Genomic DNA, 13,786 nt, shown 5'->3' with positions numbered 1-13,786 from the left:
GGCGCGACGAATTCTGCGCCCGAAGGGATATTCCATGCACGCCTATCGCAGCCACACCTGCGCCGCCTTGACCGCCGCCAATGTTGGAGAAACCGTTCGCCTGTCCGGTTGGGTGCATCGGGTTCGAGATCATGGGGGCGTGCTGTTCATCGATCTTCGCGACCATTTCGGCGTAACCCAGATCCTGTGCGACGGCGACAGCGCCGCCTTTGCCGAGCTGGAAAAGGTGCGGTCCGAATGGTGCATCCGTATCGACGGCACCGTCAAAGCCCGTGACCCGGACCTGGTGAACCCGAAACTGCCCACCGGCGAGATCGAGGTTTACGTACGCGAACTGGAAGTTCTGGGGGCCGCCGACGAATTGCCGCTGATGGTCTTCGGCGATCAGGAATACCCCGAGGAAACCCGCCTGCGCTATCGCTATCTGGACCTGCGCCGCGAGGCGATGCAACGGAACATGACCCTGCGCTCGGACGTGGTTGCGTCCATGCGCAAACGGATGTGGGATCAGGGCTTTCGCGAGTATCAGACGCCGATCATCACCGCCTCGTCGCCCGAAGGCGCGCGCGACTTCCTGGTGCCTTCGCGCCTGCATCCGGGCAAATTCTATGCGTTGCCGCAAGCCCCGCAGCAGTTCAAGCAGCTGATCATGGTGTCGGGCTTCGACAAGTATTTCCAGATTGCGCCCTGTTTCCGAGATGAAGATCCACGGGCTGACAGGTCGCCCACCGACTTCTACCAATTGGATCTCGAGATGTCCTTTGTTGAACAGCAGGACGTGTTCGACGTCATTCAACCTGTTCTGACCGGCGTGTTCGAAGAATTTGGCGGCGGTCGCAAGGTTGATCAGGACTGGCCGCAAATTTCCTACAAGGACGCGGCGCTGTGGTATGGCACCGACAAGCCGGACCTGCGGAACCCCATCAAGATGCAGGTGGTGTCCGAGCATTTCCGCGGTTCCGGTTTCGCGATCTTCGCCAAGCTGCTTGAACAGGAAGGCACCGAGATCCGCGCGATCCCCGCGCCGGGCGGCGGCAGCCGCAAGTTCTGCGACCGCATGAACGCCTTTGCCCAGAAAGAGGGTCTGCCAGGCATGGGCTATATCTTCTGGCGCGATCAGGGTGAAGGGATGGAGGCTGCGGGACCGCTGGCCAAGAACATCGGCCCCGAACGCACCGAGGCAATCCGTCAGCAACTGGGTCTGGGTGTCGGCGATGCAGCCTTCTTCCTGGGTGGCAAGCCAAAAACCTTTGAAAAGGTTGCCGGCAAGGCGCGTGACGTGATCGGTGAGGAATTGAACCTGACCGAAAAAGACCGTTTTGCTTTTGCCTGGATCGTCGATTTCCCGATCTATGAACAGGACGAGGAAACCGGCGCGATCGATTTCGAACACAACCCGTTCTCGATGCCGCAGGGCGGTATGGAGGCGTTGAAGGGCAACCCGCTGGATGTGCGCGGCTACCAGTATGATCTGGCGTGCAACGGGTACGAGCTGGTTTCAGGCGCGATCCGGAACCACAAGCCGGAAATCATGCTGAAGGCCTTTGAACTGGCAGGCTATGGCGAGGATGAAGTAAAATCCCGCTTTGGTGCCCTGTTCAATGCCTTCCACTACGGCGCCCCGCCACACGGTGGATGCGCGGCTGGTATCGACCGGATCGTGATGCTGCTGGCAGATGAGGCCAATATCCGCGAAGTCATGATGTTCCCGATGAACCAGCGCGCCGAAGATCTGATGATGGACGCACCTTCGGACCCGACCTCGGATCAGTTGATGGAGCTGGGTCTTCGCATTATCCCTCAGGACCAGTAAAAAAACCGCCCGCGTATCGCGGGCGGATTTTTCACGCAGGCAGCGTGTGTCAGTCCAGCGGGTCTTTCAGATCGGTTCGGTTGACGCGGATGGAACGCGCGGCCTGCCGTGTTTGGCGGTACAGCCAGATGCACAAAAGGGTTGCAGTGATGAAATACGCTGTCACCATTTCAAATCGCCTCTCGCTGTTCCAGTCGGTTCTGCACCATCCCGGCAACCTGCGCCGCCTGCGCCATGATCGGCGTCCCGTTCGCGCGTGACAATGCCAGCTTTCGCGCTGCTTCCGCCAAGGGCCTGTCATTTGCCTCGCGCGCGACGCCGTGCAGGAACTGTGCGGCGTAGTCCAATGTGCGGTGATCGTTGGGACCAGCGAGCACATCGGCGATATGGGCCATGTCGTCCTGATAGGCCAGAGGGTCAGGGCGGATGATTTCATCGCGCACGGCATGAAGCCCGCTGGGGCGCCGGTCCTCTGGCAGGCGTTCCAGAATGGATTTTTGAAAATGTGACATTGATTTTAGCGGCTTGGACAAAAACCCATCCGCGCCGGCCGCCAGAGCCATGTCTTCGCTGCCGTCATCGCCCGAAAGGCCCATGATGACACTGATACGGGGCGTGGCCTCGGCCAATTCGGCGATCAGGTCGGCGCCGGGACCGTCCGGCAGGCCCATATCGACCAGGATGACCGAAGGCCGATAGATCTGTAGATGCCTTCGGGCCGATTTCAGGCAATCCGCACGGCGAATGCGCGCGCCGCTGTGTAGGCACATCAGGCGGATGGCATCGCAAGCGTACCGGCTGTCTTCGACAACCAATATGGTCTGACCCAGCAAGGGTCGAGTCGCGGTGGGCGCGGCGGTGGTGGTGGCAAGTAGGCCCGAATCGTCCATGGCAGCTCTCCTATGCAGCAGATGCTTCACGCTAGGAACTTCTGGCTAACACGACGTTAACGCGCGATTTGGCGCACTTGTCCTTTGGCGGATCAGCCCCCATAACCCATGCAACGCAGGACAGCAGGAGTGAGACATGATTGGACGTCTGAACCACGTCGCCATCGCCGTACCGGATCTTGATGCGGCGTCCGAGCAATACCGCAACGCGCTGGGCGCCAAAGTCGGCGCGCCGCAGGACGAGCCGGATCATGGTGTCACGGTCGTGTTCATCGAACTGCCCAACACCAAGATCGAACTTCTGTATCCGCTGGGTGATGACAGCCCGATCAACGGGTTTTTGGAAAAGAACCCGGCCGGCGGCATCCACCATGTGTGTTACGAGGTCGAGGATATCATCGCGGCCCGTGATCATCTGAAAGCGACCGGAGCCCGTGTTCTGGGATCAGGTGAGCCCAAGATCGGTGCGCATGGTAAACCGGTTCTGTTTCTGCACCCCAAGGATTTCAACGGCTGCCTAGTCGAGCTGGAGCAGGTATAACCCCCAGCCCCGGAGGGCCTGAAATGACCATTACTGCCGCGCTGGTGTTGTTTGCCGTCATCTGGTTCATGACGTTGTTGGTGGTGCTGCCCATTCGCATCAAAACCCAGGGCGATCTGGGTGACATCGTTCCCGGCACGCATGCGGGCGCGCCGGAAGTGCATCACATGAAAAGAAAGATGTGGATCACCACCGGTATCTCTGTGATTCTGTGGGCGATCATCGCCGGAATCATCCTGTCGGGCGTGATCTCGGTGCGGGATTTCGACTGGCTGAACCAGTTGGAGCCAAGGTAATCCCCGTCAGGCCTTTTGGCCTGACAAGGCATGATAGATATGGGTGAACGTGGCGGCCCCGATGATCGGGATCACCAGGTTCACCAGCGGCACTGAAAGCGGAATGGCGATCAATGTGCCCGCCACCCAGATCGTCGTTGAATGTTTGGCCCGCAGCTTGCGCGCGCCATCGCGCCCGATCCTTCGCATCGCGGCAAGGGTAAAGTATTCACGCCCCAGCAAAAATCCGTTCATCGCCCAGAAGATGAAAGGCGCAAGCGGGGTGAAAATCGCATAGAGGATCAGCGCCAGCAGGTTTGCCACAATCAGAACGCCAAGGAAGCTGAGACCGTCCATAAGCGCCTCTGAGGCCGGGATGCGCCGTGCGGGCGGCAACGCCGGAAAATGCTTGTCCTCAACCGCCTGTGCCACCTCGTCCAGAAAGATCGAGGTGATGGCCGACGCGACCGGCACCATCAGAAAAACGGGCAGGATCAGGACGAGCACGATACCGGAATAGTTCAGAACGTCGTTAAGCCACGGCACAGCCCCCACAAACGGCAGTGAGATTTCGCTGCCTGACAGCCAGTTGATCAACCAGATCGCACCTGCACAGGCCAGAACCAGCAGCAGAATGGTCAGACCCACGCCGCGCAGCAATACGGCGCGAAACCTGGGGTCTCCGGTCTGGCCAAGTGCGCTGAAAAAGGCGTTCAGGATGATCATTCCGTAACCCACTCTGTCAACGCGGCCACGTCGGGCCGGGGGCGTTCCGGAGGGGTCGCTCCCTCGGTGGCGATATGAATTAAACCGGCCACGCGTTCGTTTTCGGCAAGCCCGAAAGCATCGACACAGAATTCGCGATCATGTGTTTGCCAACCCGACAGCCAATTGGCGCCCCAGCCCGCAGCCAGCGCGGCATTCAGCAGCGCCAGGCAGACCGCGCCAGCAGAGTAGGATTGTTCGATGGCCGGAATCTTTTCGGATTGTTTGCGAACCTCGATGACCGCGACGGCCAGATGCCCCATATCGAACTGGCTGCGCGCCTTGGCGATGTCTTCCGGGCTTTTGTTCAGCCTTTGTCCGCAGGCCTCGGTCAGGGTCGCCAGGCGTGGCATGGCGCCCTTTTCCAGAACAATAAACCGCCAGGGCTCCAGTTTGCCGTGATCGGGGCTGCGGGCTGCGGCCGTCAGCAACGGCAGCAACTCTTCCCGGGTTGGGGCCGGAGCAACCAGTGTCTTGGCCGGCCGGGACCGGCGCGACTGCAAAAACTCCAGAGCGGCAGGGTTTTTCAGGGACATATGTTAACTTCCTTTACATCGGGACTCTGTATCTTGGTCGGTATTCTGCCCGCTTCAAGGGCACGCCAATGGATTGCGTGGATCAATTTCATTACGACGTGCTTCGTGCAAGACTTTGAGAAAAAAAGAGGAGACAATGGCGAAACCCAAACGGCGCGATCTGCCGGATCTCAGCGCGATGGCGCAGGCCGGGGCCGTGTTCAAGCTGAAGGTGACGCCCAAGGCGTCCCGCGATCGGGTGAGCGTCGAAGACGGGCAGATCAAGGTATCCGTTACGGCCCCGCCGGAAAACGGTAAGGCCAACAGGGCCGTGCAGTTGCTGCTTGCAGAATGTCTTGGCGTCGCGCCCTCGACCCTGACGCTGAAGCAGGGGCAAGCCGCACGGATCAAGCTGTTTTCCTATGACCCTTGAGGTCCGGTTTCGCGAATTTGATAAACACCTTCGGGCAGATCCAGCGCGGCCGCCAGATCCCGCACCTGCTCGGGCGACAACGTGATCTTCTGTATTTGATCGGTGCGGGGATCAAGTTGTTCCAGCGTGACGCATTCCGCGAAATTGTTGATCACCACATCTTCCTGCAAAGGTTGTTCACCTTCGTCCACAAGCGTAATGACCGTCGAGTCGAATTCATGCTCAATCGTAAACATGAGGCCAGAGTGCAAGCCGCCGGGGCGCAATGCAAGCCGTTCGTTGAACCGGCGGTGTGGTTTCGCCGGCACGGGCGTACTATGTTGAAATCACGGCCATTCGGTCTCAAAGGATATGACATGCACAGATGGTTTGTTTTTTTGCTGTCCCTGCTGCTTGCGGCATGTGGAGAGGGGGCCTTGCGCGTCCAACCCGCCGAGGAATGGCGGGGGGATGAGCCAGAGGCCGAACCGATGGTGCAAACCTTCCGAGAGGTCAGTCGGGCCGTTGGGGCGGAAGCCCGCAGACAGTGTCTGAAACAGACGACCGGGCAGAATTGCGACTTTCGGATTCTTGTCGACTTGAACCCTCAGGCTTCGGTCAATGCATTCCAGACGCTGGATGAGAACAAGCAGCCGGTGATCATATTTACCCGCTCGATGATCGAGTCTACCCAGAACGCGGATGAACTGGCGTTTGTCATGGGGCATGAAGCAGCCCACCACGTGTTGGGGCATATCGCCAGGCAGAGTGAAATCGCCAGCGCCAGCGCGGCTGAGTTCGGGCGGGTGGCAGAGTTGCGCGGCGGGGACGCCGCCGCCATTGAAGAGGCGCAAAAGCTGGGCGCGCAGGTCGGCGTTCAGGCTTATGTGAAAGACTTTGAGCTGGAGGCAGACCAGCTGGGAACCATCATCACGTATAATGCGGGATACAATCCGTTGGTCGGGGCAAGATTCTTTGATCGCATCCCGGATCCCGGTGACAGGTTTTTGGGAACCCACCCGCCAAATGCACAACGTGTGCAGATTGTGCGGGAAACAGCAGAGCAATTGGGTTTGTCCCAATGACCGAACTTACATGCTTGGGTGTTGTCATGACGGATCGCGGCTCGAAATACGCGGTGTCCGGGGCGCAGGTCACGACGCGGGCTGAAATCGACGCCGTTTTGAACGATTTGAAATCCGACAAGAGCTATGCCAAGGCCACCCACAACACCTGGGCTGCGACTTTGCCGACCGGCGCGTTGAAAGCTGACGACGGGGAAAGCGGCGCGGGCATGGTGATCCTTCGGATGATCGAACGCGCCGGGCTGAAAAATCACTTAATAGTCGTGACGCGCTGGTATGGGGGCAAGAAATTGGGCGGGGACCGCTTTCGCCGTGTTCAGGATGCCACGAGGGCCTATCTGGATCACATCGGCGTCCAATCTTGACCTGAGTCAATGTTTGCCTTCGCGGATGCGCTACCCTTTGGACACAGCGTGAAAGCGAAAGGAAACAGCATGCCCTCACACGAGACCCTTCGGCTGCATGCCGGGGTGGTGGACGATATGGCCAGAATGCTGGACATTGATCTTGAGGAAGCCGCCATTGATGGTTCCGTTTCCGTGGACCAGATCTCTGATGCTGTTTTGCGCTGTACCGACTGCCCGAACCCGGATCACTGCAAAAGTTTGCTGAACGATCCCGGATCTGCTCGGCGTACGCCCGAATACTGCCGAAATCAGGAATTGCTTCACAATCTCCTGCCTTGACACAAAGGTCTGCCATGACACATCTGGGCGAAATCATGACCCATCTGCGCTTGGTGTTGCGTATGGGGCAAGCAACCGGAACCGACTTGGCCGCGGCCTATCGGAAAGGTCATCTGAAACAGGAAGAATGGGCTGAAATCGTGCAGCAGTGTCGCGGCTGTTCCTGGGCCAAGGACTGCCCGGAATGGTTGGAACGGCGTGAGCAGGTTGAACAGGCGCCGTCGACATGCCCGAATCGCAAATACTTTGCAGCCCTCAAAACCAAGCAGGTGGAGAACGCTTGATGTCTCAGGTCGCGTTAGGGGAAATCGAAAAGCACTTTTGGCTTACACGCTCGGTTTCACGCTGCATGGGCATTTCAATGACCGAAGCGATGGCCGAAGGACGTCTTTCACCCGAAAAATACGCCGAGCTTGTCACACGGTGCCGCGCTGCCGGATGTGATGTGCAATGCGAGTTTTGGCTTGCCCGGCAGCAGGGAACAGCTGCCACTGCTCCGGATTTTTGCCCCAATGCCGAGATACTGAATGGGTTGAAAACCTGATCAAAGCCCGTTGTGCGTTCCGTCGCACAAAGGCGGTTTCGAACTGTGTTTGCAGCCACAAAAGAAGACCTTTTTGCTGCTTTCCGCAGTATATTTCACAGGCTCTAACCCGGTGCCTTTGTGCGATCCGTCGCAAAACGGCTGGCGGCTGGATTTGCCGCAGGCGCACCAGAAATAGGTTTTCCCTTCGACGACCTCGACCGGAAATGGCGATTTCCGGGCAACAATGGGCGCGTTTGACATATGGCTTCTCCGTCTTTGGCTGAATTTGCTGCAACAGTTTAGGGCGCCGGAGTCAGAAGAATAGGTTTCACGCCTCAAAGAACATCATTGCGCCATTGGATTGGCATGGATTCGCTGTGACTCACGAAGACGTGATCGATTCAGTTGCCAGATTGTCGTTCAGCCCGTATTCTTAACTTGGCCCCGAAAAGCTGGGCAATATCAGAAAAGTAATAAAGGATTGACGGACATGAAACTGAAACTCGCTGCCGTTGGCGCATTTGCACTGATCCTGACTGCCTGTGCGCAGCAGGAAGAACCGACACCTGTTTACGTTCAGCCCAGCTATGACAAAGCCGGCACACCCAGCTGTCCGGGTGGTTATCAATTGGCCACAACCGAGGCTGGCCAGACGGTCTGTGACCCAATCACTCAGTAAGCCATTCGCAGGCGGCCCGGACCCGGACCGCCTGTACGCTTTCGGGAAAAACCGTCACCAGTCGTGGCGGTTTTTTCTTGCCTGCGATTTCTCGGCTATCGGACAGGTTGCGTTCTTCGCGTTGCGTGAACCCTGTTTAGTGCCTTTTGAAGCCGTAGGTATGCTTGAACTTGAATGACTTGAATTTCTGTCGTTTGACCGACCTGTAGGGGATATGCCCGAGGACACGCCGTTTGGGAGCGGTGTATCGATAAACAGGGGCCGGCTTTTTGATATGCGCCTTGGGCCGCTTGACATGTGACTTGGCCTTCGGGGCCACGTAATACCGGTTTATCTTGTGACGGCCGTTTTTGTGAAAGCTTAGATGTTTGCCGCCAACCGTAATGAATCCGGCAGAGCCGACCTGTGTAGGCTGGGCGTACCCGGGAGTGGCCACGAAATGCGCGGCCATCAGGAAAACCACGCAATTCAGGCCAAGCTTGAAGATACGAGACATGAAAACCTCCATGATTGGCTTTCAGTCCAAGATCGGGTCTGACCGCGTGTTCGGCCAATAAACTCGGTTCACGCTTTGCCCATATGCCGTGTGCTCGACGCGGTGTCGGACCTTAGACAGGCTTGCCCCACAAATCGTATTCTCCGGCCTCGTCCACTTCGACCGTGACGATGTCACCGGGCTTGAGGTTTTCGAACCCCTCATCGATGAACAGGTTGCCGTCGATCTCGGGCGCGTCTGCTTTGGTGCGGCAGGTGGCGGCCTCGTGATCGACCTCGTCCACGATCACCTCAAGCGTCTGTCCGACCTTTGCCCGCAACTTGGCCTCCGAGATCGCCTGTGCCTTTTCCATGAAGCGATCCCAGCGTTCCTGCTTGATTTCGGCCGGAACTTGATCGGGCAGGTCATTTGACCGCGCGCCATCGACGTTTTCATACTGAAAACACCCGACCCGATCCAGTTGAGCCTCGTCCATCCAATCCAGCAGGGTCTGGAATTCCGACTCCGTCTCGCCCGGATAGCCGACGATAAAGGTCGATCGCAGGGTGATATCCGGGCAGATCGCGCGCCAGGCCTTGATTTCATCCAACGTTCTGGCCGACGCGGCCGGGCGGGCCATGCGTTTCAGCACATCCGGGTGGGCGTGTTGAAACGGGATATCCAGATAAGGCAGCACGTTGCACCCGGCATCCGCCATCAGCGGAATCAGGTCTCGCACATGCGGATAGGGATACACATAGTGCAGCCGCACCCAGGCATCGAGCTGCCCCAGCTCGCGCGCCAGATCGGTGATATGGCTGCGCACTTCACCATCTTTCCACGGGTTGATGTCGTATTTCCGGTCCAGCCCATAGGCCGAGGTGTCCTGCGAAATCACCAGCAGCTCACGCACGCCGTTTTGCACCAGCTTTTCCGCCTCGCGCAGAACCGCATGCGCCGGGCGGCTGGCCAGTTTTCCGCGCATGTCGGGGATGATGCAGAACTTGCACTTGTGGTTGCAGCCTTCGGAAATTTTCAGATAGCTGTAATGGCGCGGCGTCAACTGCACGCTGCTGGCGGGCAACAGGTCCACGAAAGGATCAGGATCGGGGGGCACGGCGGCATGCACCGCATCCAGCACCTGCTCGTATTGGTGTGGGCCGGTGACAGCCATGATGCGGGGGTGATGTTCGCGAATGTAATCCGGCTCGGCCCCCAGACAGCCGGTCACGATGACTTTGCCGTTTTCCACCAGCGCCTCTCCGATCGCGTCCAGCGATTCCGCTTTGGCGCTGTCGAGGAACCCGCAGGTGTTCACGATGACAGCATCGGCCCCGGCATAATCTGGCGAAATGCCGTATCCTTCGGCACGTAGCCGGGTCAGAATGCGTTCACTGTCGACCAACGCCTTCGGGCAGCCCAACGACACCATGCCGATGGTCGGCTGGTTCGATTGGGGTGTCTCGGTGATCCGGGCAGAAGGTGCCAGGTCGGGGCGGAGGTTCGGCGGGTTTGTCGTCATGCGCGGCATATAGTCGGGAAAGCTTGCCCTTGCAAATGTGATGCGTGATTTGAATGATCACGGCAATGACAAGCCAAAAGGCGGAGAGCAGAATATGAAATGGCTGATGCGCATCCTGTTTATCGTTGTCGCCGTGATCGCGTTGATCATTGGCGCACTGTTACTGATGCCGGGGGAAAAGCTTGCCGCGATTCTGGCCGAGCAGGTCAAGGCCCAGACCGGGCGTGATCTGACGCTGACCGGTGATGTGCGCATTTCCTTCTGGCCGGTGGTCGGGATGGAAACCGGACCGGTGCATTTCGGCAACGCAAGCTGGGCCGGACCGGAGCCGATGCTCAGCGCGGATAGCCTGGCCGTCGGAGTGGACGCTGCCGGGCTGTTGAATGGGGATCTGCGGATAAAACGAGTTTTTGCAGACAATCCCGTGTTGCGGTTGGAACGATCAGATGGGCGCGGCAATTGGGAGTTGAGCGCCCCGACAACCGCGACAACTGCGGTCGCGACCGGGGGGCCCACGCCGGCTGAGCCCTCGGGGCAGGTCACGCTGGATCAGCTGGAGCTGACAAATGCACGGCTGATTTACGTGGAAAATGGTTCGACGCAGATGGATTTCTCGGGCGTGACGCTATCTGCAAGCTGGCCCGAGGTGGCGGCCCCGTTGGTGATGGAGGCCGCCATGCCAGTGCCTGGAGGAGCGGTTCAGGTTGACCTGAAAATCCCGGACTTACCGGCATTTGCCGCCGGGTCAGTGACTGATCTGGAACTGGCTTTGGCGGCCCCGGGCGGAGAGATCGGATTTGACGGGCGCGTCAATCTTGCGGGTGAAATGGATGGAACCACCAAGGTCGTAACGCGGAACACCGAAAGGATGCTTGCCGCCTTCGGTCAGGTTGGCACATCCGTACCGCCCGGATTGGGCAAAATCGCCGACATTTCAGCGCATATGACGTATACGCAGGACGGTCGGATTTCCATGCGGAACATGGTTGCGCAATTGGATGACAACCGGTTTGTGGGCGAGGCGGATATCACCATCTCGGACCCGCCGCGTCTCGTGGCCCGTCTGGATGCCGGTGATCTGGATCTGTCGCGGATTTCCGAAACGGGTTCTGCCCCAAGCGGCACGTCTCAGGCAAACGCTCCTGCACCTGAGGGGTGGTCGAAGGAGTCTATCGACGCGTCCGCTCTGGCCTTGGCGAACGGTAAGATTCGCCTGACGGCCAACTCGATCGCCGTGCCCGGAATGACGTTCGGCAAAAGTGACCTGACCCTGTCGCTGGATCGGTCGCGGGCCGTTCTGGAAATGCACCCGGCCACGCTGTTTGCGGGTCAGTTGCACGGTCAGGTGGTGGCCAACAACCGCAACGGCCTGTCTGTCGGCGGCAACGTGACCGCCACCGGGATCGATCTGAAACAGGCACTGACCACGATGGCCGGGGTCAAACGCCTGTCGGGAACCGCTGCGGGAGCGTTTGAGTTTCTGGGCGTCGGCCAATCCGAGGATCAGATCATGCGGTCCCTCAGCGGCAAGGGAAACTTGGATGTCGGTCCCGGAGTGATTTCCGGGCTCGATCTGGACCGATTGATGGGGCAGGGCACCGGATCAGGCGGAACCACCGTGTTCAACAGCCTGACGGCCAGTTTCACCATCGACCAGGGCGTGTTGACGAACAGCGACCTGCTCATGTCACTGAAGAATTTCCGCGCAGATGGCACCGGTACAGTGGATCTGGGAGCTCGAAACATCGACTATCTGTTCACGCCCGTGGCGCTGCGTGCCAATTCCGGGCAGGGGATATCGGTTCCCGTTCACATCAAAGGCCCCTGGAGCGATCCGGCGATCAAGCCGGACCTGACCAAGGTGATCGAGGCGGCCGCGGATGTGAAGGTCAAGGAACTAGAAGACGACGCCAAACAGAAGGTTTTTGAAAAGGTCGGCAACGAATTGGATACGACGATCACCGACAGTGATCAGATCGAAGACGCCATCAAGAATAAACTTGAAGAAGAGGCAAAAAAAGGTCTGCTCAAATTATTCGGCGGCGACTGAGCAACCATCGTGCTTGGGGCATCGTGATATGCCCCAAGCAGTTGTGTTCAGATGGTTTGGTCGTAATCGCCGACACCGGGCTCGGTTCGGATGACGGCGTCAATGTCCGCGAAGATGGCGCGCATCTCTGCCTCGCTTTCGCTGCTTTCACAGACGACGACCAGATTGGGGGTATTGGACGAAGCCCGCACCAGGCCCCAGCTTCCGTTGTCCAGAATCACGCGTGCGCCGTTCACCGTGACCACTTCTTTGATTGCGCGGCCAGCGAGTGTTTCGCCCGCATCTCCCTTGGCGACCAGCTTGTCGACCAGCCGCTGAAGGATTTCATATTTCTCGGTATCGGCGGCGTGGGGCGACATCGTGGGGGTGGACCAGGTCTTGGGCAGGGCCTTGCGCAGGTCCGACATGCTTTTGCCCGGGTTGCGGTCCATCAGTTTGCAGATTTCGACTGCGACACGCATTCCACAGTCGTATCCACGCCCGATCGGTTCGGCCAGAAAGTAGTGGCCTGATTTTTCGAACCCTGCCAGTGCCCCGATTTCCTTGACGCGGCGCTTCATGTGGCTGTGGCCGGTCTTCCAGTAATCGGCATTGACGCCCAGGGCCTGCAACTCGGGGTCGCTGGCAAACAGACCGGTGGATTTCACATCCGCAACAAAGGTCGATCCGGGGTGAAGCTTGGCCAGATCACGCGCCATGATCACGCCAACCTTGTCGGCAAAGATCTCCTCACCCTCATCATCGACGACGCCGCAGCGGTCTCCGTCACCGTCAAACCCAAGCGCCAGATCGGCACCGCTGGATTTCACCGTGGCGGCCATGTCGTGCAACATCTCCATGGCTTCCGGGTTCGGGTTGTAGTTGGGGAACGTATAGTCCAGCCGGTTATGGCTGGGCACGAGCTCAACCCCGATCCGTTCGAAAATCTCGGGCGCAAAGGCCGAAGCCGTACCATTCCCGGTTGCGCAAACCACTTTCAGCGGGCGGGACATTTTGAAATCGCCGACCAGATCGTCGATATAGGCCTCTTTGACGCCATCGACGAACTCGTACGAGCCGCCTTCGCGCGCGACGCCCTCGCCGTTCAGTACGATGTCCCGCAGTTCCGACATTTCATCCGGGCCATGGGTCAGCGGGCGGTCAAATCCCATTTTGACCCCGGTCCAGCCGTTCGGGTTGTGGCTGGCGGTGACCATGGCCACTGCGGGCACATCCAGATGGAACTGCGCAAAATAGGCCATGGGGCTGAGGGCCGGGCCGATGTCTTTGACACGGATACCAGCCTGCATCAGGCCCAGCATCAGGGCATTCTTGATCGCCAGTGAATAGTCGCGATAGTCGTTGCCGACTGCGATCACAGGCTCGATCCCGCGCCTGTGCATCTGTGTGCCAAGCCCCAGCCCAAGTGCGGTCATGCCGGGCAGGTTGATCTCTTCAGGATATTTCCAACGGGCATCGTATTCACGGAACCCGGTGGGCGTGATCATCGCGTCGCGCAGAAAGTTCCAGCTGTTGGGTGTTACCTCGGTGAGGGGTTTGATCATAACAAGTC

The 13,786-nt window shown here is 58.8% G+C and carries 19 protein-coding genes; 11 read left to right on the top strand and 8 right to left on the bottom strand.

Going from position 1 to position 13,786, the window contains the following annotated elements:
* Positions 1-34: 34 nt before the first annotated feature.
* Positions 35-1,813 carry an aspartate--tRNA ligase gene (gene aspS, locus GOW04_RS13255; protein WP_171232864.1) on the top strand — a complete coding sequence of 593 codons (1,779 nt, stop codon included), beginning with the start codon at positions 35-37 and terminating at the stop codon, positions 1,811-1,813.
* A 170-nt stretch (positions 1,814-1,983) separates the two neighbouring features.
* Here the strand turns inward: aspS and GOW04_RS13250 are convergent, their stop codons facing one another.
* A complete protein-coding gene (locus GOW04_RS13250) occupies positions 1,984-2,703 on the bottom strand; it encodes a response regulator (RefSeq protein ID WP_171232863.1) in 720 nt (239 codons plus the stop codon).
* A gap of 136 nt (positions 2,704-2,839) precedes the next feature.
* Between GOW04_RS13250 and mce the strand changes: the two genes are divergently transcribed.
* Positions 2,840-3,244 carry a methylmalonyl-CoA epimerase gene (gene mce / locus GOW04_RS13245; protein WP_171232862.1) on the top strand — a complete coding sequence of 135 codons (405 nt, stop codon included), beginning with the start codon at positions 2,840-2,842 and terminating at the stop codon, positions 3,242-3,244.
* A gap of 23 nt (positions 3,245-3,267) precedes the next feature.
* Positions 3,268-3,540: a DUF1467 family protein gene (locus tag GOW04_RS13240; protein ID WP_171228979.1), complete on the top strand. Its 273-nt coding sequence runs from the start codon at positions 3,268-3,270 to the stop codon at positions 3,538-3,540.
* Positions 3,541-3,546: 6 nt separating this feature from the next.
* Here the strand turns inward: GOW04_RS13240 and GOW04_RS13235 are convergent, their stop codons facing one another.
* Complete coding sequence (locus tag GOW04_RS13235; RefSeq protein WP_171232861.1) at positions 3,547-4,245, bottom strand: EI24 domain-containing protein; 699 nt, start codon at positions 4,243-4,245, stop codon at positions 3,547-3,549.
* The gene (locus GOW04_RS13230; RefSeq protein ID WP_171232860.1) at positions 4,242-4,820 is read right to left on the bottom strand and encodes a nitroreductase family protein; all 579 of its coding nucleotides are present in this window, start codon (positions 4,818-4,820) and stop codon (positions 4,242-4,244) included. The genes GOW04_RS13235 and GOW04_RS13230 overlap by 4 nt, the downstream gene beginning before the upstream one ends.
* Positions 4,821-4,956: 136 nt before the next feature.
* Between GOW04_RS13230 and GOW04_RS13225 the strand changes: the two genes are divergently transcribed.
* Positions 4,957-5,232 (top strand): DUF167 domain-containing protein, encoded by a 276-nt coding sequence (locus GOW04_RS13225; RefSeq protein ID WP_171232859.1) that lies wholly within the window; start codon positions 4,957-4,959, stop codon positions 5,230-5,232.
* Here GOW04_RS13225 and GOW04_RS13220 read toward each other — a convergent pair.
* Positions 5,220-5,468, bottom strand: a complete 249-nt coding sequence (locus GOW04_RS13220; protein WP_170346090.1) for a hypothetical protein — start codon at positions 5,466-5,468, stop codon at positions 5,220-5,222. The two genes, GOW04_RS13225 and GOW04_RS13220, sit on opposite strands and share 13 nt — an antisense overlap.
* 120 nt (positions 5,469-5,588) lie before the next feature.
* On the opposite strand from GOW04_RS13220, the gene GOW04_RS13215 reads away from it, so the two are divergent.
* The 5 genes from GOW04_RS13215 (at position 5,589) to GOW04_RS13195 (ending at position 7,526) form a co-directional block, all read left to right on the top strand.
* Entirely contained in the window at positions 5,589-6,296 is a 708-nt protein-coding gene (locus GOW04_RS13215; RefSeq protein WP_171118712.1) for a M48 family metallopeptidase, read from the top strand.
* Entirely contained in the window at positions 6,293-6,661 is a 369-nt protein-coding gene (locus GOW04_RS13210; RefSeq protein ID WP_171232858.1) for a YigZ family protein, read from the top strand. Before GOW04_RS13215 ends, GOW04_RS13210 begins: the two co-directional genes overlap by 4 nt.
* Positions 6,662-6,730: 69 nt before the next feature.
* On the top strand, positions 6,731-6,982 hold the full coding sequence (locus GOW04_RS13205) for a DUF6455 family protein (RefSeq protein ID WP_171232857.1): 252 nt from the start codon (positions 6,731-6,733) through the stop codon (positions 6,980-6,982).
* Between the two features lie 14 nt (positions 6,983-6,996).
* Positions 6,997-7,266: a DUF6455 family protein gene (locus tag GOW04_RS13200; protein WP_152458951.1), complete on the top strand. Its 270-nt coding sequence runs from the start codon at positions 6,997-6,999 to the stop codon at positions 7,264-7,266.
* Positions 7,266-7,526 (top strand): DUF6455 family protein, encoded by a 261-nt coding sequence (locus GOW04_RS13195; RefSeq protein ID WP_171232856.1) that lies wholly within the window; start codon positions 7,266-7,268, stop codon positions 7,524-7,526. Before GOW04_RS13200 ends, GOW04_RS13195 begins: the two co-directional genes overlap by 1 nt.
* Here the strand turns inward: GOW04_RS13195 and GOW04_RS13190 are convergent, their stop codons facing one another.
* Positions 7,527-7,769 (bottom strand): CDGSH iron-sulfur domain-containing protein, encoded by a 243-nt coding sequence (locus GOW04_RS13190; RefSeq protein ID WP_171232855.1) that lies wholly within the window; start codon positions 7,767-7,769, stop codon positions 7,527-7,529.
* A 229-nt stretch (positions 7,770-7,998) separates the two neighbouring features.
* On the opposite strand from GOW04_RS13190, the gene GOW04_RS13185 reads away from it, so the two are divergent.
* A complete protein-coding gene (locus GOW04_RS13185) occupies positions 7,999-8,187 on the top strand; it encodes a hypothetical protein (RefSeq protein WP_050604769.1) in 189 nt (62 codons plus the stop codon).
* A gap of 136 nt (positions 8,188-8,323) precedes the next feature.
* On the opposite strand, the gene GOW04_RS13180 is transcribed toward GOW04_RS13185, so the two are convergent.
* The gene (locus GOW04_RS13180) at positions 8,324-8,683 is read right to left on the bottom strand and encodes a hypothetical protein (RefSeq protein ID WP_171232854.1); all 360 of its coding nucleotides are present in this window, start codon (positions 8,681-8,683) and stop codon (positions 8,324-8,326) included.
* Positions 8,684-8,795: 112 nt separating this feature from the next.
* Entirely contained in the window at positions 8,796-10,184 is a 1,389-nt protein-coding gene (gene rimO / locus GOW04_RS13175; RefSeq protein ID WP_171232853.1) for a 30S ribosomal protein S12 methylthiotransferase RimO, read from the bottom strand.
* A 40-nt stretch (positions 10,185-10,224) separates the two neighbouring features.
* On the opposite strand from rimO, the gene GOW04_RS13170 reads away from it, so the two are divergent.
* Complete coding sequence (locus GOW04_RS13170; RefSeq protein WP_254430146.1) at positions 10,225-12,234, top strand: AsmA family protein; 2,010 nt, start codon at positions 10,225-10,227, stop codon at positions 12,232-12,234.
* 47 nt (positions 12,235-12,281) lie between these two features.
* Here GOW04_RS13170 and GOW04_RS13165 read toward each other — a convergent pair whose 3' ends face one another.
* A complete protein-coding gene (locus tag GOW04_RS13165) occupies positions 12,282-13,778 on the bottom strand; it encodes a phosphomannomutase/phosphoglucomutase (RefSeq protein WP_171232852.1) in 1,497 nt (498 codons plus the stop codon).
* Positions 13,779-13,786 lie beyond the last annotated feature (8 nt).

Origin of the sequence: Ruegeria sp. HKCCA4812, assembly GCF_013034245.1 — a bacterium.
Classification (GTDB): domain Bacteria; phylum Pseudomonadota; class Alphaproteobacteria; order Rhodobacterales; family Rhodobacteraceae; genus Ruegeria.
The sequence above is the reverse complement of the archived record's forward strand: the minus strand, read 5'-3'. Positions and strand labels throughout refer to the sequence as shown.